This is a genomic window from Nocardioides phosphati (assembly GCF_014646375.1).
Lineage (GTDB): Bacteria > Actinomycetota > Actinomycetes > Propionibacteriales > Nocardioidaceae > Nocardioides > Nocardioides phosphati.
In genome coordinates this window covers 171,445-189,320 of sequence record NZ_BMNI01000002.1, presented here as the reverse complement: position 1 = coordinate 189,320, position 17,876 = coordinate 171,445, and the positions used below count along the sequence as shown (strand labels likewise).

Annotated in this window: 18 protein-coding genes; 9 read left to right on the top strand and 9 right to left on the bottom strand. The window is 72.0% G+C overall.

The genetic code is table 11. The features are described 5' to 3' along the window. Nucleotides 1-31: 31 nt before the first annotated feature. Nucleotides 32-670, bottom strand: coding sequence for an aa3-type cytochrome oxidase subunit III (gene ctaE, locus IEX47_RS05830; protein WP_444544074.1), 639 nt, complete (start codon nucleotides 668-670; stop codon nucleotides 32-34). A 74-nt stretch (nucleotides 671-744) separates the two neighbouring features. On the opposite strand from ctaE, the gene IEX47_RS05825 reads away from it, so the two are divergent. From IEX47_RS05825 to trpD, 4 genes are read left to right on the top strand one after another with little or no spacing between them, the layout of a single operon-like run. Then, complete coding sequence (locus IEX47_RS05825; RefSeq protein WP_229662657.1) at nucleotides 745-1,698, top strand: cytochrome c oxidase assembly protein; 954 nt, start codon at nucleotides 745-747, stop codon at nucleotides 1,696-1,698. A 10-nt stretch (nucleotides 1,699-1,708) separates the two neighbouring features. Next, the gene (locus IEX47_RS05820; RefSeq protein WP_188783072.1) at nucleotides 1,709-2,113 is read left to right on the top strand and encodes an Rv3143 family two-component system response regulator; all 405 of its coding nucleotides are present in this window, start codon (nucleotides 1,709-1,711) and stop codon (nucleotides 2,111-2,113) included. Next, a complete protein-coding gene (locus tag IEX47_RS05815) occupies nucleotides 2,113-2,634 on the top strand; it encodes an OsmC family protein (protein WP_188783071.1) in 522 nt (173 codons plus the stop codon). The genes IEX47_RS05820 and IEX47_RS05815 overlap by 1 nt, the downstream gene beginning before the upstream one ends. A gap of 10 nt (nucleotides 2,635-2,644) precedes the next feature. Further along, the gene (gene trpD, locus IEX47_RS05810) at nucleotides 2,645-3,676 is read left to right on the top strand and encodes an anthranilate phosphoribosyltransferase (protein ID WP_188783070.1); all 1,032 of its coding nucleotides are present in this window, start codon (nucleotides 2,645-2,647) and stop codon (nucleotides 3,674-3,676) included. Here trpD and IEX47_RS05805 read toward each other — a convergent pair. From IEX47_RS05805 to IEX47_RS05795, 3 genes are all read right to left on the bottom strand, one after another. Next, nucleotides 3,673-4,290 carry a hypothetical protein gene (locus IEX47_RS05805; RefSeq protein ID WP_188783069.1) on the bottom strand — a complete coding sequence of 206 codons (618 nt, stop codon included), beginning with the start codon at nucleotides 4,288-4,290 and terminating at the stop codon, nucleotides 3,673-3,675. The genes trpD and IEX47_RS05805 overlap by 4 nt on opposite strands. A gap of 33 nt (nucleotides 4,291-4,323) precedes the next feature. After that, the gene (locus IEX47_RS05800; RefSeq protein WP_188783068.1) at nucleotides 4,324-7,920 is read right to left on the bottom strand and encodes an Ig-like domain-containing domain; all 3,597 of its coding nucleotides are present in this window, start codon (nucleotides 7,918-7,920) and stop codon (nucleotides 4,324-4,326) included. 126 nt (nucleotides 7,921-8,046) lie between these two features. Next, complete coding sequence (locus IEX47_RS05795) at nucleotides 8,047-9,822, bottom strand: DEDD exonuclease domain-containing protein (protein WP_188783067.1); 1,776 nt, start codon at nucleotides 9,820-9,822, stop codon at nucleotides 8,047-8,049. Between the two features lie 107 nt (nucleotides 9,823-9,929). Between IEX47_RS05795 and IEX47_RS05790 the strand changes: the two genes are divergently transcribed. The 5 genes from IEX47_RS05790 to IEX47_RS05770 all read left to right on the top strand — a co-directional run bounded on the left by IEX47_RS05790 (nucleotide 9,930) and on the right by IEX47_RS05770 (nucleotide 14,012). Then, entirely contained in the window at nucleotides 9,930-10,178 is a 249-nt protein-coding gene (locus IEX47_RS05790) for a hypothetical protein (protein WP_188783066.1), read from the top strand. Between the two features lie 99 nt (nucleotides 10,179-10,277). Further along, complete coding sequence (locus IEX47_RS05785; protein ID WP_107700079.1) at nucleotides 10,278-10,484, top strand: hypothetical protein; 207 nt, start codon at nucleotides 10,278-10,280, stop codon at nucleotides 10,482-10,484. A 121-nt stretch (nucleotides 10,485-10,605) separates the two neighbouring features. Continuing rightward, nucleotides 10,606-11,598, top strand: coding sequence for a C40 family peptidase (locus IEX47_RS05780; protein WP_188783065.1), 993 nt, complete (start codon nucleotides 10,606-10,608; stop codon nucleotides 11,596-11,598). Between the two features lie 117 nt (nucleotides 11,599-11,715). Then, nucleotides 11,716-12,780, top strand: a complete 1,065-nt coding sequence (locus tag IEX47_RS05775; RefSeq protein ID WP_188783064.1) for a hypothetical protein — start codon at nucleotides 11,716-11,718, stop codon at nucleotides 12,778-12,780. Continuing rightward, entirely contained in the window at nucleotides 12,729-14,012 is a 1,284-nt protein-coding gene (locus IEX47_RS05770) for a M48 family metalloprotease (RefSeq protein ID WP_188783063.1), read from the top strand. Before IEX47_RS05775 ends, IEX47_RS05770 begins: the two co-directional genes overlap by 52 nt. 12 nt (nucleotides 14,013-14,024) lie before the next feature. Here the strand turns inward: IEX47_RS05770 and IEX47_RS05765 are convergent, their stop codons facing one another. From IEX47_RS05765 to IEX47_RS05745, 5 genes are all read right to left on the bottom strand, one after another. Beyond that, complete coding sequence (locus IEX47_RS05765) at nucleotides 14,025-14,192, bottom strand: Flp family type IVb pilin (RefSeq protein WP_188783062.1); 168 nt, start codon at nucleotides 14,190-14,192, stop codon at nucleotides 14,025-14,027. A 72-nt stretch (nucleotides 14,193-14,264) separates the two neighbouring features. After that, nucleotides 14,265-14,447 carry a Flp family type IVb pilin gene (locus IEX47_RS05760; protein ID WP_188783061.1) on the bottom strand — a complete coding sequence of 61 codons (183 nt, stop codon included), beginning with the start codon at nucleotides 14,445-14,447 and terminating at the stop codon, nucleotides 14,265-14,267. Between the two features lie 271 nt (nucleotides 14,448-14,718). Then, entirely contained in the window at nucleotides 14,719-15,378 is a 660-nt protein-coding gene (locus tag IEX47_RS05755) for a response regulator transcription factor (protein ID WP_188783060.1), read from the bottom strand. After that, on the bottom strand, nucleotides 15,375-16,958 hold the full coding sequence (locus tag IEX47_RS05750; RefSeq protein WP_188783059.1) for a sensor histidine kinase: 1,584 nt from the start codon (nucleotides 16,956-16,958) through the stop codon (nucleotides 15,375-15,377). Before IEX47_RS05750 ends, IEX47_RS05755 begins: the two co-directional genes overlap by 4 nt. Beyond that, nucleotides 16,955-17,875 carry a type II secretion system F family protein gene (locus tag IEX47_RS05745; protein WP_188783058.1) on the bottom strand — a complete coding sequence of 307 codons (921 nt, stop codon included), beginning with the start codon at nucleotides 17,873-17,875 and terminating at the stop codon, nucleotides 16,955-16,957. Before IEX47_RS05745 ends, IEX47_RS05750 begins: the two co-directional genes overlap by 4 nt. Between the last annotated feature and the right edge of the window lies 1 nt (nucleotide 17,876).

Genomic DNA, 17,876 nt, shown 5'->3' with positions numbered 1-17,876 from the left:
GGTCCTAGATCTGTCAGGGAGCTACTGGGGACTACTTGATGAGGTAGATGGTGGCGAAGAGGCCGATCCACACCACGTCGACGAAGTGCCAGTAGTACGACACGACGATCGCGCTGACGGCCTGCTCGTGGGTGAAGCGGCGCGCCAGGTAGGTCCGTCCGAGGACGAAGAGGAAGGCGATGAGGCCACCGGTCACGTGGAGGCCGTGGAAGCCGGTGGTGAGGTAGAAGACCGTGCCGTAGGCGTCGGAGGGGATGGTCAGGCCCTCGTGCACGAGGTGGGCGTACTCGAACGCCTGGCCGCCGACGAAGACGGCACCCATCACGTACGTGAGGATGAACCACTCGCGCAGGCCCCACGCCTTCACGTTGAAGACCGAGCCGTTGCGTCCGACCTGACCACGCTCAGCGGCGAAGACGCCCATCTGGCAGGTGAACGACGACAGCACGAGGATCACCGTGTTGGTCGAGGAGAAGGGGACGTTGAGCAGCGCCGTCTTGACGCTCCACAGGTCCACCTCCTGGGAGCGGATCGTGAAGTACGCCGCGAAGAGGGCAGCAAAGAACATCAGCTCGGAGGAGAGCCAGATGATCGTGCCCACCGAGACCATGCTCGGACGGTCGTGATGCCCGTGCAGACGGGATGCCGGAATCGCTGTTGCAGTCGCCACGGACGGGATTATGCCGGTCCGGGAGCGATAGGGCACCCCGACCCCCGCATGTTGGGCGTCATAAAGTTCACAGCGTGTTCTTCCCCCACGGCGTCATAGCGCTGACCACCGCACCCGACCTGCCCCGCTTCACGCTCGGGCGGGTCTTCACCGCGTGGTCGCTGGACCCCTTCCTGACGGTCGTCACCGTGTGGGTCGCGGGCCTCTACCTCTGCGGCGTGCTCGTCCTCCACCGGCGTGGCGACCGCTGGCCCCTGGGCCGGACGCTCTCGTTCGTGGTGCTCGGCATGGGCGCGTTCTTCTTCGCGACGTCGTCGGGGATCTCGACGTACGACACGACGCTGCTGAGCGTCCACATGGTGCAGCACATGATCCTGTCGATGCTCGTGCCGCTGGCGCTGGCGCTCGGCGCGCCCGTGACGCTGATGCTGCGGACGCTGCCCGGCACCAGCAGCAAGGGCCCGAAGCACTGGCTGCTGGCCGTGCTGCACTCGAAGGTCGTCGCGGTGCTGTCGTTCCCGCCGCTCACGCTCGCGCTCTACGTGCTGTCGCCGTGGGCGCTCTACTTCTCCGGCTGGTACGACGCGTCCCTGCGGTCGGCGTACGTCCACGAGATGATGCACGTCCACCTCGTGGTGGTCGGGGCGATGTTCTTCTGGCCGCTGATGGGTGTCGACCCGGTGCCGGGGCGCGTGGCGTGGCCCTTCCGGCTCGTGATGGTCTTCCTCACGCTCCCGTTCCACGCGTTCCTGGGCGTCACGATCATGGGGCAGGACGCCATCATCGGCGCGTCGCACTACGCCGCGCTGCGCCAGGGGCCGATGGGCTCGTGGCTGCCGACGATGGCGGCCGACCAGAAGCTCGCCGGCGGGATCCTCTGGGGTGCCGGTGACCTGGTCGCGCTCGGGTTCTTCGTCGTGCTCTTCGTGCAGTGGGTGCGGGACTCGATGAAGGAGGCCGCGCGCGAGGACCGCCGCCTCGACATGCTGGAGCGGCGTGCCTCTCTCGGGACCACCTCCCCGGAGTAGGCTGCGCGGCGTGAGCGAGAACACACTGCGGGTGCTGGTCTACTCGGACGACGCGACGGTGCGGCGGCAGGTGCTGCTCGCCCTGGGCTCGCGGCCCCATCCCGACCTCCCGGAGGTGGAGTACGTCGAGGTGGCGACCGAGCCCGTCGTCATCCAGCAGATGGATGCCGGGCGCATCGACCTCGCGATCCTCGACGGCGAGGCCGTGCCCGCCGGCGGCATGGGCATCGCGCGCCAGCTGACCGACGAGCTCGCCGACTGCCCGCCGCTGGTCGTGCTGACCGGCCGCCCGCAGGACGCCTGGCTCGCCACCTGGTCGCGCGCCGACGCTGCGGTTCCCCAGCCGCTCGACCCGATCCAGCTCGCGTCGGTCGTGACGGGCCTGCTCCGCGCGCGGGTGCCCGCGAGCTCGTGATGGACGCCGCGGAGCTCCGCGCTGCCCAGGCGCCGCTCAAGGAGCGGTTCCGCGCCGACCCCGGTTCCGCGACCACCCCGGTCACGGCAACGGGGGACTGGAGCGAGCCCGGCATCACCGCGACGATCGAGGGCTTCGCCGGTCCGGTGCGCGCCGGTCTCCACTCCGCCACCGGCGGCGACGGCTCCGACGCCTGCAGCGGCGACCTGCTGATGCAGGCGCTGCTCGCCTGCGCCGGGGTCACGCTGCGCAGCGTCGCGACGGCCCTGGGCATCGACGTACGCCGGGCGGAGCTGGTCGCGGAGAGCTCCTTCGACGCGCGCGGCACGCTCGGCATCGACCGCAGCGTCCCGGTGGGCATCGGGCCGGTCGTCGTCACGGCCGTCCTCGACACCGACGCCGACGACGCCCAGCTCGCGAAGCTCGCCGAGCTGACCGGCCGCTACTGCGTGGTGGGCCAGAGCCTCCGCGAGGAGCCGGTCGTCGAAATCAGGCGCGCGGGCCGTCGCCGCGCCGGATAACCTCTCGGCCATGACCCACACCTGGCCCGACGTCCTCTCCACCCTGGTCGACCGCGTCGACCTCACGACGGAGCAGGCCGAGTGGGCCATGGGCCAGATCCTCGCGGGCGTCGCGACGCCGGCGCAGGTGGCCGGGTTCGCGGTCGGCCTGCGGTCGAAGGGCGAGGCGCTCGTCGAGATCGACGGCCTGCTCTCGGCGATGTACGCCCACGCCACGCCCCTCACGATCGAGGGCCGCGCGCTCGACATCGTCGGCACGGGCGGCGACCGCTCCCACTCGGTGAACATCTCGACGATGTCGGCGATCGTCGCGGCCGGTGCGGGCGCGCCCGTCGTCAAGCACGGCAACCGCTCGGCGTCCTCGAAGGCGGGCTCGGCCGACGTCCTCGAGCTCCTCGGGGTGCGTCTCGACCTCACGCCGGAGCAGGTGACCGCGGTCTACGACGCGGCGGGCATCACGTTCGCGTTCGCCCCGACCTTCCACGGTGCGATGCGCCACACCGCCCAGGCCCGCCGCGAGCTCGGCATCGGCACGGTCTTCAACTTCCTCGGCCCGCTCGCCAACCCGGCGAAGCCGGCCGCGCAGGCGATCGGCTGCGCCGACGCCCGGATGTCGCCGCTGATGGCCGGCGTCTTCGTCGAGCGAGGCGTCGACGCCTGGGTCTTCCGCGGCGACGACGGGCTCGACGAGATCACCACCACGACGACCACCACGGTCTACCGCGCCCACGACGGCTTCCTGCAGACCACCACGCTCGACCCGGTCGAGCTCGGCCTGCCGCTGGCCACGGCCGAGGACCTGCGCGGCGGGGACGCGGCGTACAACGCAGAGGTCGTACGCCGGGTGCTCGCCGGCGAGCGCGGCCCGGTGCGTGACGCGGTGGTGCTCAATGCGGGTGCTGCGCTCGCGATCCACGACACCGAGGGCGGCGAGATCCTCGCCAAGATCGCGGCCGGCATGCAGCGCGCCGCAGATGCGATCGACTCGGGGGCTGCCACCGCGAAGCTGGCGGCGTGGGCCGACGCCTGCGCGGCGGTCTAGGCGTCGAGCACCCAGCTCTCGCCCTCGCGGCGGAAGCCGACGTTGCCGTAGTAGGCGTTGACCATGCGCGGTGAGGTGATCACGTGGCGCACGCCCTTGGTCGCGAGCATGCCGCTGCGGCGCCAGACGAACTCGCCGGGGGAGAAGTCGCGGTACTTCGGGGTGACGTAGTCGAGGCGGACCTCGGCGGTGTCGCCCTGGATCTCGAGCACGACGACGCCGACGGTCTCGTCGGCCTTCTGCACGAGGTAGATCGTGCAGCCGGAGGTCTGGCCGAGCGTCGAGGGGTCGAAGTCGGGCTGGAACCGCCCGATGTCGGCCGCGTGCACCTCGAGCACGTGGGCCAGGTAGCTGTCGTCACTCTGGACCGGGAAGACCTCGAACGCGGCGGAGTCGTTCATCTCGCGCACCAGTCGCAGCACGAACCAGCCGTTGACCAGGACGAAGAGCGCGTTGAGCGCGGTCATGGGCCACACGTGGAGCGTCGCGTTGAAGCAGAGGAGCACGGCACAGCCCACGAGGTTGAGCGCGCGGAAGCGGAGCACCCGCTGCTGCAGCAGCGAGGCGACCACGATGGCCGCGCCCGCCCAGCCCGCGATGTCCCAGAAGTCCACGTGCGCAGGGTAGTCGTACTTGCCGATCAGCGGTCAGCTGATCCGGACGGTCCGGGAGACGGCTGTGAGCGGGTTGCCCCGGAGGTCGGTCACCGTCGAGCTGAGGGCGATCACATAGCTCGCCCCGGTGCGCAGGTTGCTCGACGGGTTCAGCAGGGCCCGCTTGCGGTCGGAGGAGAGCGTGACGGTGGCGCTGAGCCAGGTGCTCGTGCCCGCCCGACGGATCCGGTACGTCGAGCGGCCCACGTGCGTCACCGGCTCGCTGAACGTTGCCGTGAACGAGGAGCTTGCGCGCGGCGAGGTGGGCGTGAGCGAGACCAGCGTCGGGGCGGTGCTGTCGACCTGGAGCGTGCGGGCGGCGGAGGTGCCCAGCGGCGCCCCCGCGGTGTCCAGCGCGGTCACGGTCCAGGTCCACGTGCCGCTGGCAGCGGTGTAGGTCGGGGCCCACGCCGTCGCCGGGGTGGTCGCCGGGGTGCCGGCCATCGACCGGCCGCCGCCGTCGCGCGCCGTCACGCGGTAGGACGCTGCGCCCGCGACCGGGCTCCAGTCCAGGTAGATGTCGTTGCCGCGGATCCAGGTGCCGCTGGCCGGTGAGACCAGGGTCGGTGTGCTCCCGGTGGCGGTGAAGCGGCCCCACGCCGACCACGGGCCGGGGTACTTCGCCGTCGTCGCGTCGTGGCGGCGTACGCGCCAGACGTAGGCGCCGGTGGACGCCGGGAGCGGCGCGGTGGGCACGTAGGCGGGCTGCCGCGTGGTGACGGTGAGCACGCGGTTGACCGAGCTCGCCGCGGTGTCCGCGTTGCGATAGACCTCGAGCTCGTAGCTGCCGGTGTACGCCGCCGCCTCCCAGGAGAGGAGCGGCGTGCCTGCGACCGACGCGCCGTTGACGGGGCTGAGCTGCTGCAGCGGCCGGCTCTTCTTGGTGAGCTCGCGCGTGGGCGACCAGGTCAGGTCGTTGCCCTCGGCGTCGACCGCCTGCACCCGCCAGTAGAGCTCGCCGTCGGGGAACGTCTTCGACCAGGCGGTGTACGTCGGCTGGTCGACGAGCTGCGAGTCGAGCGGGCTCGCGAAGCCCGGGTCGTCGTCGACCTGGATCCGGTACTGCATCGCCGACTGGTTGGCCTGCTCGCCGGTCCGGTCCCACGTCGTCGCGGCGTTCGTGGCGCGGTAGTCCTGCCAGCTGAAGGTGACCTCGGGGGAGGCGACGTCGGTGGTGGTGGGATCGGTGTCGTTCGCCGGCTGCTCGAGCACGACGGCGGGAGAGCGCTTGCGGAAGCTGTTGGTGACGCCCAGCCCGGTCGAGACGGGCGAAGCAGCACAGATCGAGGCCGTCTTGCACGGCCGGACGTACCAGTAGTACGACGCGCCGGCCTGGCTGTCGGGCAGTGCCTCGCGGAGGGCGGCGTACGTCGGGGTGTAGCGGGTGTTGGACGTCGCGCCGAGGCGCGAGAGGCTCTCGGTGAGGTTGGTGAAGTCCTCGTCCTCGGAGACGTAGACGATGTACATGCCGGCGCCGTCGACCGGCTCCCAGTCGAAGACGGGCGTCGCGGGGACGTCGGCGCAGGGGTCGGCGACGTCGCTGGTCCGCTCCGAGCAGCCCTCGCCCGCGTCGAGCGTGGTGCCGTCGAGGGCGATCTGCTGGCCGGTGGCCGCCGCGAGCTGGGCGACCCGGAACGTGTTGACCGGACCCGTGCCGACCAGGTTCCCCGAGGCGTCGTACGCGCGCACGCGCCAGTCGTAGGAGCCGGGGCTGAGCAGGCGCGTCCCGGTGTCGGTCAGTGCGGGGTAGACCGAGCGGGTCCCGAAGAGGGAGCCGCTCGTCGCTGCGAACCACACGTGCTGCGACGGGTCGACGTTCGCGTCGTGGGAACCCACCTGCACCTCGTACGTCGCGGCGGCGGGGCTCGGCTCCCAGCGGAGGGCCGGTGCGCGGTTGGTCGGCAGGCTCGGGTCGGCGCCGGCGAGTGCGGTCAGCGGTGCGGCGCCGGTGGTCGGCAGCGTGCTGCTGACGGTGAAGCTCCCGGTGTGCACGAGCACGCTCGGCGCGCTGCCGGCGGGCACGGCCTGGACCGACCAGGTGAAGGGTCCGTCGGTCGCCTTCAGTGCTGTCGTCAGGGACGCCGGGGTGTACGACGTGGCGTAGGTCGTCACCGACTTCAGCGTGCTGCCGACGCGGTTCTTCAGCGTCACCTTGTAGCTCACCGCGTCGCGCTGCGGCGTCCACGTCAGCGTCGGCACGGCGACCGTCTCGCCCTCGGCCGGCGTCAGGTGGGTGCTGTCGGGGATCACCTGGTCGTCCCAGACGAACGCCTGGGTCTGGCTGTAGACGCCCTCGATGCCGGGGGCGGGGAACGGGCGGTCGAGCGGCCGGACCCGCCAGTAGTAGACGGTGCCCGGGCCGACGAGGCAGTCGTCGCCGTCCTGCAGCGTCGCGCCGGCGGTGTCGTGGTTGATCTGGAACTGGTTGGGCGTGTACGTCGTGCCGGCGACCCGGCAGGCGGCGTACGTGTTGGGGGAGAAGTCGGGGTCGGTGCCGAGCTGCAGCTCGTACTCCGTCGCGTGCTGCACCGGCGTCCACTGGAAGTACGGGTCGCCGTCGATGTGCGTCGGGCTGCCGGCGACGTCGCCCAGCGGGTGGACGGGCGTCGCGCGGTCCTTCCAGACCCGCTTGAACTGCGCCTGCACGTCGGACCACGGGGCCTGCTGGCCGTTGGTGTCGACGGCACGCACGCGCCAGTAGTACTGGTTGTTGTCGTAGGTCACCGGCGGGGAGTAGTGGGTGCCGTAGACCCGGGTGGTTGCGCTGACGTTGGTCGTGTGCGGGTCGACGAGGGTGTTGAAGTCCTGGTCGCTCGAGACCTGGAGCTCGTAGTAGGCCGAGCCGGCCACGGGGTCCCACGTGAGGACGACGTCCTCCACCTCCGCGTTCGGGTCGTCGGCGGGCGAGGTGCCGGTGACCGCCGGCAGCTCGCCGACGCTGAACCCGGACACGCCCGAGAAGGCGGACTCGACGCCGGTCGCCCGGGTGGCCCGCACCCGCCAGAAGTAGCCGCCCTTCGGCAGCGGCCCGGCGACGTACGACGTGGTCTTGGTGGTGGCGGTGACCACCGGGCTGATGAAGTCGTCGGTCTCGTCCACCTGCACGGTGTACGACGCAGCGCCGGCGACGGAGGACCAGCTCAGCAGAGGAACGTCCTGCGGCGGGTCGAGGACCGCGTCCGGGGCCGGTGACTGCGGCACGGGGACGCCGACCGCGCCGATGTGGATCGCGGCAGTGGCCCAGGCCGAGGCCGAGCCGGCGGCGGTGACGGCACGCACCCGCCACGCCAGGTCACCGGACGGAAGCACGGTCGTGCTGGCCAGCCGGCTGTTGGTCGTGCTCACCGCGAGCGCGGGGGAGCCGAAGCCGGGGTCGTCGTCGACCTGCACCTCGTAGCGCGCGGCGCCCGTGACGCGGGCCCACGCGAAGGTCGGTGTGTTGTCGAGCGTCGAGGCCGCGGTCGGTGCCAGCGAGCCGGGCGCGGCGAGCGCCGAGGCGGGCGAGGCCATCGCCAGGGCAGCAGTCGGCAGCAGCGCGACCAGCGCAGCCCTTCCGGCGCGCCGCCAGGGCGCGCGCGATCCCTCACGCATGTGGGTCCCCTCCCAAGAACTCGTGCTGACGACGCTAGGCCGCGCTGCGGGACTGGGAAGCGAAAGGTGCCGAGACCACCCGTCTGGAGAGCGAACTCTGACCGATCGGACGACAGTGGCCGCGCGTCAGCGCGCGGGCTGGTGCACCACGGTGAGCTCGCGACGCTCGTCGAAGGGCACGAGCGTCTCGCGGGAGCGCTGCACCGCGTCGTGGAGCGCGAGGTGCCGGCCGGCGCCGGCGAGCGGGCAGGTCCACTCGCCCTCGACGTCGATCAGCCGGATGCCCTCGGACTCCAGCCAGCGCAGCACCTGCTCGGACTCCTCCGCGGTCGCGGCCGGGGTCGGGCCGTGGCCGGGCCGGACGGTCTCGGCGCTCGCGCGCAGGCCCTCGACCCAGGCGTGGGCGTCGGCGCCGGGCGGGATCAGCCCCGCGGCGGCGAGACGCCCGAAGCGCACGACGTGCACCTCCCACAGCCCGCCGTCGTTGCGGCGGGCCGCGACGACCTCGGGGCAGCGCGTCAGCGCCGCCAGCCGCTGGGTGCGCGCCGCCGCCCGGAGGAAGCCGGCGAGCCGGTCGCGGTGGACCGCCGCCTCCTCGAAGCGCTCGTCCTCGACCAGCCGCTCCATGCGCTCGTTGATGGAGGCGACCACCTCGTCGGGGTTGCGCAGCAGCGACTCACGCAGCTGGACGACCAGCGCGGCGTAGGCCTCCGGGCCGGTGGAGCCGTCGCAGGGTGAGAGGCAGCGCGCCATCTCGGCGAGCACGCAGGCCGTCTTCGACGGGACCTTGGGCAGCCGGTCGTTGCACTGGCGGATCGGGAACGTCTCGTGGAGCGCGGCGAGGGAGCGCTCCGCGACCTTCTTCGACGAGAACGGCCCGAGGTAGTCGGCGTCGTCGTCGAGCACCTGCTTGACGAGGGAGAGCCGGGGCCAGGGCTCGCGGGTCAGCTTGAGGAAGTGGACCTTCTCCGGGAAGCGCGAACGGCGGTTGTAACGCGGCTTGTGCTCCGCGATCAGGCGCAGCTCGCGGACCGAGGCCTCGAGCGGGGTGGCGCACTCGATGCCCTGCACCTCGCTGGCGATGCCGACCATCTCGCCCATCCGCGTGCGGGTCTCGGAGGCGGTGAAGTAGGAGCGGACCCGGGTGCGCAGGTCCTTCGACGTGCCGACGTAGAGCACGCGCGCGCGGTCGTCACGGAAGAGGTAGACCCCCGGCGCGTGGGGGAGCGCCTCGGCGAGGTGGCGCTTCTTGCGCTGCGCGGTGGTGACGCGCGAGGAGAACGTCTGCAGCTCCTCGAGGGTGTGGACGCCGAGACCACCGAGCCGCTCCATCAGGCCGTGGAGGACGTCGACGGTGGCCCGAGCGTCGGCAAGGGCCCGGTGGTTGGGCGTGGTGGTGGCGCCGAAGAGCTGGGCCAGTGAGGAGAGCTTGCAGTTGGGCGCGTCGTCGCGGGTGATCACCCGACGGGCGAGCCTCGCCGTGTCGAGCACCTCGAACGCCGGCCAGGCGCGCCCCTGCTGCGCGTTGAAGTGCTGCAGGAAGCCGATGTCGAACGGCGCGTTGTGGGCGACCAGCACGCACCCCGCCGCGAACTCGAGGAACGCCGGCAGCGCCGACTCGATCGGCGGGGCGGTGGCGACCATCGAGTCGGTGATGCCGGTCAGCACCGCGATGAACGCCGGGATGTGCGCCTGCGGGTTGACCAGGGTCTGGAACTCGCCGAGCACCTCGCCCCCGCGCACCTTGACCGCGCCGATCTCGGTGATCATCGAACCGGCGGCCGCCGAGCCGCCGGTGGTCTCGAGGTCGACGACGCAGAAGGTGATGTCGCGCAGCGGGCGCCCGAGCTCGTCGAAGCTGCGCTGGGACTCCCAGCGCGAACGGACGGAGGTGCTGCTCATGGGGCTGACGCTAGGGGGGACCACCGACACGACCCGGGAGCCGCGCGGGGCGACGTGCGGACTAGGGTGTCCCCGCAATCCCCCTTCACGACACCAGGAGCGAGACCGTGACCGCACCCCTCCCCGACGCGACCAACCGCTGGCGCTGCGGTGGCTGTGGCAACCTCACGCGCTTCGACGTGACGCGCACGCGGCGGACCACGGAGTTCTGGCACTTCGACCTCCAGGGCGAGGCCACGGTGGAGAACACCGAGCTCAAGTCCGAGGTCGTCGAGACCGTCAGCTGCCGCTGGTGCGGCCGCGACGACGCCATCGAGCTCGTCGACCGCAACGCGGTGGAGAGCACCGAGGGCTGATTGAGCCGAGCGCAGACCGAGCTTGCTCGGCTCTGCCGGGCTGAGGCCCATCCCGGCGTACGTCGGGGATGTGTCGGTGGTGCCTGCTCTGATGCAGGCATGACCACTCGCATCGACTGTGACACCTGCGTGGTGCGCGGACTCGCGTGCCACGACTGTGTGGTGACCGTGCTGCTCGGCCCTCCGCCCGAGCTCTCCTTCGACGACGACGAGCGACGGGCCCTCGACGTGCTCGCCGGCTCCGGCCTGGTGCCACCGTTGCGCCTGGTGACTCCCGTGACGCAGGCCACCGTCGAATCCGCCTGACGGCGGGTGTCGGGTTTGCCGGGCCTCCGCAGGCCCCGTAGCCTGAGGGCCGATCAGAGTCCGGTCCGCGATGGGGAAGTCACGGCCGGACTTCGTCCATGCAAAGGAAGTCCCTGCTCTCGTGCGCCCTGGCCAGAAGCGATTCGTCACTGCCCTGACCGGCACCTGTGCTGCCCTGACCGTCGCGGTCGTTCCGATGAACTCGGCGTCCGCGAAGCCGTCCCTCAAGGACGTGCAGCACAAGGTCGACCGCCTCTACCACCAGGCCGAGGTCGCTTCCGAGCGCTACAACGACGCGCGCATCCTGCGTGACAACCTCCGGCAGGACCTCGCCTCGGTCAAGGCCGACGAGGCTGCGCAGAAGGCCGTCGTCGACCGCGTCGAGTCGGCCGTCGACGGCGCCATCGCCGCGCAGTACGAAGGCCAGGCGCTCTCCGCCACCGGCCAGATGGCCGTCACCGACGACCCGGGTCGCTTCCTCACCCAGCTCAACACGCTCAGCGCGTACAACGACGTCCAGTCGGAGACCCTCGCGTCCTACGACCGCGCGAAGGAGGCCCTCGACATCCGGCACCACGCCGTGGCCGAGCGCACCGCCGAGCTCGCCGGTGTGACCAAGCGGCTCGCCAAGGACAAGTCCGAGGTCGAGGAGAAGCTCGCCGCGGCCAAGAAGGTCCTCGACGGCCTCAAGGCCGACGAGATGAAGAAGTACCTCGCTGCCGTCGACGCGGGCGAGAACGCCCCGATCCCCAACGTTCCGGCCTCCGGCCGCGCCGGCCTCGCGGTGAAGTACGCCCTCGCCCAGATCGGTGCCCCCTACGTCTGGGGCGCCGCCGGTCCCAACGCGTTCGACTGCTCGGGCCTCACGATGATGGCCTGGGCTGCGGCCGGCGTCTCGCTGCCGCACTCCTCGCGCGCGCAGTCCGGCATGGGCACCCCGGTGAGTGTCAGCGACCTGCAGCCGGGCGACCTGGTCTTCTACTACAGCCCCGTCAGCCACGTCGCGATGTACATCGGCGGCGGCAAGATCGTGCACGCCCCGCACACGGGCGCCAACGTCCAGATCGCCTCGGTCAACGAGATGCCGATCACCGGCGCCCGCCGCATGGGCTGACCCTTGCTCCTCAGACCGGCCACCCTCGTCGCTGTTGCGGCGGCGGTGGCCGGTTGCAGTTCTCCGGCTCCCGTCGCCCCGTCGGCGCCTCCGACGCTGCGCGAGGGGGCCGCGGTCATGGCGGTCGCCGAGCTCGGCTCGGCGCTGGTGCAGCACCGCACCACGGGGGAGCCCGCCGTCGACGACGCCGTGGCCGGCGCGCGGGCACTGGGCGTCACCGTCGAGGCGGTCCGGTTCGTCGACGAGGACCCGGCGGTCACCGCGACCCTGCCGCGCGGGCGCTTCGCCGCGGTCGCCGACGTCGCGTGGCGCGTCGACGGGTTCGACCGCGCCTCCGCCCACGCGGAGGTGACCGTCCTCCTCGAGCAGCGCGACGGTGCGACGCACGTCGTCGGCTTCGGCGGCGGCAGCCGGCCCGACCCCCTCTGGCTCTCCGGCCACCTCGCCGTGCGGCGTACGCCGGGGGTGGTGGTGGCCGGCGCCGACGCGTCGATCGTCGACCGCACCGTTCCGCTCGCGCGCCGCGCGGTAGCGGAGGTGGGTGCCGTGCTCGGCCACCCTGTCCGGATGGTCGTCGAGATCCCCGTGACGTCGGCCGGCCTGGACCGCGAGCTCGGGGCCGACGAGGGCCGCTACGCCGCGATCGCGGCCGTCACGACCTACGTCGGCAAGGACGCCGGGCCGCGCACACCCGTCCACGTCTTCGTCAACCCGCAGGTCTTCGGCGGCCTGTCACCCAGCGGCGCACAGCTCGTGATGACCCACGAGACCACCCACCTCGCGACCGACGCCGTCCACGCGAAGTCGCCGCTCTGGCTCCTCGAGGGGTACGCCGACCACGTGGCGCTGCGTGACACCACGCTGCCGCTGACCCGCACCGCCGGGCAGATCGGGGCCCAGGTCCGCAAGGAGGGCGTGCCGAAGGAGCTGCCGGCGGCGACCGCGTTCGACGCCCACGCGTCGCACCTGGGCGCGGTCTACGAGGCGGCCTGGCGGATCTGCGAGGTGCTCGCTGCGGAGCGCGGCGAGGCCACCTTGCTCGAGCTGTACCGTCGGACCGCGGCGGGCGAGCCCGTCGGGGGCGTGCTGCACGCGCTCTACGGCTTCGGCGAGGAGGAGTTGACCCGCAGATGGCAGGACGACCTCCGCAGGATCGCAGCCCTGCCGCACCGCGGGCGCTGACCGACCGCACCGTCGGCCTCGCGCTCGTCGTCGCCGGCCTGCTGCTGGTCGGCTGGCTCGCCGCCGTGCTCGTGCCCTGGCACCCCGTGCCCGGTGGCCGGCCCGCGCCCGTGCCGGTCGACCGGGTCCTCAGCCCGCGCGAGATCGACCGCGCGGAGGCCTGGGCCCGTCTCGGCCGGCTGATCTCGTGGAGCTCGCTGGCGATCTCGCTGGTGGTGGCGTCGTGGCTCGGCTTCACCACGCGCGGCGCGCGACTCCTGGGCAGGCTCGCCCTCCCGTGGTGGGCCACGGTCGTCGTGCTCACCTTCCTCGTGACCGGCATCGGGCAGCTGGCCACGCTGCCCGTGGCCGTCCTGGCGTGGCAGCAGCGCACGCGGGTCGGCCTCACCGACCAGTCGCTCGGCGGGCTGCTCCGCGACCAGGGCGTCGGCTTCGCCTACGGCGTCGCGATCTCGGCGCTGGCGCTGCTCGTCGTCATCGGGATCGCCCGCGTCCTGCCACGCGCGTGGCCGGCCGTCGTGGCGCTGGTGGGCAGCGTGCTCGTCGTGGGCTCGTCGTACCTCTGGCCGGTGCTGGTCGAGCCGGCCTACAACCACTTCCAGCCGCTCCGCGACGCTGCGCTCGAGCGGGGGATCCAGCAGTTCGCCGCCCGCGAGCACGTGCACGTCGACGAGGTGCTGGTCGCGGACGCGTCGCGGCGGACGACCACGCTCAACGCCTACGTCTCCGGCTTCGGTGACAGCCGGCGGGTGGTCCTCTATGACACGTTGCTGAAGGAGCTCGACCGGCGCGAGGTGCTCTCGGTCGTCGGCCACGAGCTCGCGCACGCCCACCACGGCGACGTCGAGACGGGCACAGTGCTCGGCGTGGGTGGCACGGTCGTCGGTGTCGGCCTGCTCGCGCTGCTCCTCGGCGCCCCCGCCGTACGCCGCCGGGCCGGTGTCGCGGGCATCGGCGATCCGCGGGCGGTCGCGCTGCTGCTGGCGCTGAGCGCGTGGGGCGCGGTGCTGGTGCTTCCGGTGCAGAACGGCATCAGCCGCCAGCTCGAGACGCGCGCGGACGTGGACGCGCTGGAGGCCACCGGTGATCCGGTGGCCTTCGTGAGGATGCAGCGTGCGCTGGCGGTGACGTCCCTGGCGGACCCGACGCCTCCGGCGTGGTCGCAGTGGTGGTTCGGGTCCCACCCGACGGTGCTCGAGCGGATCGCGCTGGCCGGCCGGCTCGGCGACTGAGTCCCGTTCGGCTCAGCAGGCGAAGGGGCTGCCGGCACCGCAGATCTGGGTGAAGAGACCGTGCGTGCCGCCGCCGATCGCGGCGACCGTGCCGAGGATCACCGTGGCGATCAGGGCGACCATCAGGGCGTACTCCACGGCGGTCGCGCCGCGCTCGTCGCGGGTGGCGAATCCCTTCATGTTTCCTCCTGGGAAAAGCAGAGCGGCCGCGGAGGTGAACCTCCGCGGCCGCTTCGCTGGAACGCGCTCAGGTCAGAGCTTGCCCTGGACGTCGGAGAACTTGGCGTCGAGGGTCGTGCCGAGCAGCGTGACGGTGGCGATGATGACGCCGGCGATCAGGGCGACCATCAGGCCGTACTCGACCGCGGTCGCGCCCTTCTCCTCGTCGCGGGGCATGGTCATGAAGTTCACGAGGCGAACGAAGTACTCAGTCATGGTGTTTCCCTCCCAGGAAAATCGAGCGGGACCGGGGTTGGTCCAGCTGCTGTTTCTGCCGGCCTGCCCTCCCTGGCTGGCCTGACAAGAAGAACTCTGTCACGACGTGGCGAGCGTCACTATCGGGCAAATCGTCGGACCGCCGTAGTCCGTTCGGGCCATCCGCCGGGTGACCGGATGGCACCCCGCGCAGCCGACCGGAGGGTTGCCGGCCCGGGCATGACAAAGGGGCCGTGGGCAGGTGCCCACGACCCCTTCGGGTGGCGCGTGATCAGGCCGAGAGCAGCTCCAGGCGCATGGCGGTGACGAGGGCCTGGGCCCGGTTGGTAGCCCCGAGCTTCTGGTAGATCCGGGCGATGTGCGTCTTGGCGGTCGACTCGGACACGTAGAGCTGTCCGGCGATCTGCGCGGTGCCGAGGCCGTCGGCAAGCAGGTCGAGCACCTGCTGCTCGCGTGCGGAGAGACGCGGACGCGAGGCCGACGTGGTCGCCCGTCGCATCATGGCGGCGGCCAGCGAGGAGCACAGGAACGTCCGCGGCGCGACGACGGCGTGGCGCGCGGCCCCGACGACCTCCGACGACGGGGAGTCCTTGCCCACGAAGCCCGACGCGCCGGCCTCCATCGCCTGGAACACGTGCTCGTCACCGGAGTGCATGGTCAGCACCACGAGGCCGATCTTCTCGTCGTGCTGGCGGATCGAGCGGACGATGTCGAGACCCGTCCCGTCCGGCAGCTGCAGGTCGGTGACGATGACGTCGGGCCGCAGCTCGTCGTACGCCGCGAGGGCCTGGCTGACCGTGGCCGCGTGGCCGACGATCTGCATGTTGGGGTCACGCTCGAACGCGCGGGCCAGGCCCTGGCGGATGAGCTCGTGGTCGTCCACGAGGACGACGCGGGTGACGCTGGGGTTGATGCTGTTGACGGTGTTCATGATGCGATTCCCTCCCTCTCGCCCGGCCCCTCCAGCCGGGACTGTTCCCCGAGGCGCACCAGGAGCTCTGCTCCCGGCCCGTCCTCGCGGTTGTGCAGCTCCAGGCGGGCGCCGATGCGCCGTGCCCGTTCCTTCATGATCCGTACGCCGTGCGAGTCGTCCCGGCCGGTCTGCAGGCCGCGGCCGTCGTCGGCGACCCGGACGCGAGCGTCGGGTGCGTGGACGATGACCTCGACCGTGATCCGGCGGGCGTCCGCGTGGCGTGCGGCGTTGTTCATCCCTTCCTGGGCGATGCGGAGAAGCTCCGCCTCGACCTCGGGTCGCAGCCGCTTCGATCCTTCGGTGACCTCGACCTCCACCGAGGTCCCCGAACGGCTGCTGATGTGGGCTCCCAGCGCCTCGAGCCGCTGGCCGAGGGACTTGCCCTCGCCCTCGTTGCGGAGCAGGAAGACAGAGCGTCGCAGCTCGGCCACCACCCTGCTCAGCTCGCCGCGCAGCGCGCGGCCCTGCGAGACGACGTCGGGCTCCGTGGAGCTCTCGGCCATCTCGTCGATCAGGTAGCCCAGTCCCGCGAGGTCCTGGGCGACACCGTCGTGGAGGTCGCGCGCCAGGCGGCGACGCTCCTCGGCGGTGGCCTCGTCCCGCAACGCCGCGAAGATCAGCGCGGTGTCGAGCTGCAGCGCCTCCCTGCGCAGCAGCCGGACGAGGTGGTCAAGGGTGTGCTGCAGGGCGCCGGGGGCGAGGCGGTGGGGGAGCAGGGCACCCGTGATCGCCCCCGCCATGCCGGCGTCGGTGAGCAGCGGCACGGCGACCCACGGGCCGTCGAGCACGGGGCGCGAGGTGCGGAACACCTCGTCGAGCACGGCGGTGTTGTCCGCGCCGGCGTCGGTCACGTCGCCCTCGAGCAGCGGCGTGTAGCCGTGGGGCGTCTCGACGTACACGACGGCGCCGGTGAAGGGCAGCTCCTCGCGTGCGGTGTCGAGGATGCCCTGGCTGATCCGGACCGGGTCGAGGCCGCCGACGAGGCTCCCGGACAGGTCGCGGAGCTGGGTGAGCAGCGCGCGGGCGTCGCGGTAGGACGAGCTCGTGTCGGAGCCGCCGTCGCGCGTCTCGTGGAAGAGCGCGGCCAGCGCACCCAGCCCGACCCCGGCCGCGAGCGCCGCGAAGAGCTGCGAGCCCGTCGTCTGGTCGATCGGGATCGCCCGGCTGGCCGCGACGACGGCGATCGTGGTGACGAGCTCGGCGCCGATCACCTCCAGCGCCCCGCGTACGCCGCGGACGATGCCGCCGATGAACGGGGGGATCACGAGGGCCGGCAGGAGCACGGGCGACTGCTCGAGCGTGAGCACCGCGATGAACGCGACCAGGCTGGCCTCGACCGTCAGCGCCGGCATGGCCGGCACCCGGGGGAGGCCGTCGACGAAGACGCAGCAGAGCCAGAGCGTCGCCAGCAGGACGACGTTCAGGATCGCGGAGTACTCCTGCGTGAACGCCACCGGGGGCGCCAGGCAGAGGAGCGCGAAGGCCCGCGCCAGCGCGGTCATCGTCGCGTAGCGCGTCCGGCGGTCGGCGGTGGTCATCCGAACATCGCCATCATGTTGGGGACCGTCGGGCCGATCACGATGATGAAGAGGCACGGCAGGATGAAGAGCACGACGGGGACCATGATCTTCACGGGCACCTGGGCTGCCTTCTCCTCGGCCCGCTGACGGCGCTTGGTCCGCATCTCGCGGGACTGCACACGGAGGACCTGGCCGATCGGGATGCCGAAGGAGTCGGCCTGGACCATCGCGCTGACGAACCCGCGGATCTCCGGGATGTTGGTCCGGTCGCCGAGCGCCCGCAGCGCCTCGCTGCGGCCGCGGCCGATCTGCATCTCCTGCAGGACGCGGGCGAACTCCATCGCCAGCGGGCCCGTGGTGTTGCGGGCGACCTGCTGCAGCGCGGCGTCGAAGCCCAGGCCCGCCTCGACGGAGATCGTCAGCAGGTCGACGGAGTCGGCGATCTCCTTGCGCATGACCTCGTCGCGCTTGGCGGCGGTGTTGTAGAGGAAGATCGTCGGTGCGTTCCAGCCGCCGTACGCCAGGCCGGCGACGAGGAGGGCGCTGATCATGAGCGGCTTGTCGAGCATCATCGCGAAGAGGACGCCGAAGACGAGGCCGCAGATCACGCCGAGGACCTTGCCGGTGGCCACGCGCTCGACGGACCAGCCGGCGGGGTTGCCGGCCTTGTCGAGGCGCGCGCGGATCCGCTCGACCTGGTCGGCGCCGGTGATGCGCTGACCCATGGCCTGGAACCGCTGGTAGAGCGGCTCGAGGACCCGCTCGCCGAAGGGCTTGTCGAGGTCCTTGGTGAGCTCGTCGGGGGCGTCGGTCATCGCCTGCAGGACCGCGAGCGAGCGGGAGACGCCGGTGCGCTCCGCGCTGAGGCCGCCGATGGCGGAGAAGACCAGGAAGAGTGCGCCGAAGATCAGCACGGCGCCGAGGAGCAGGACCATC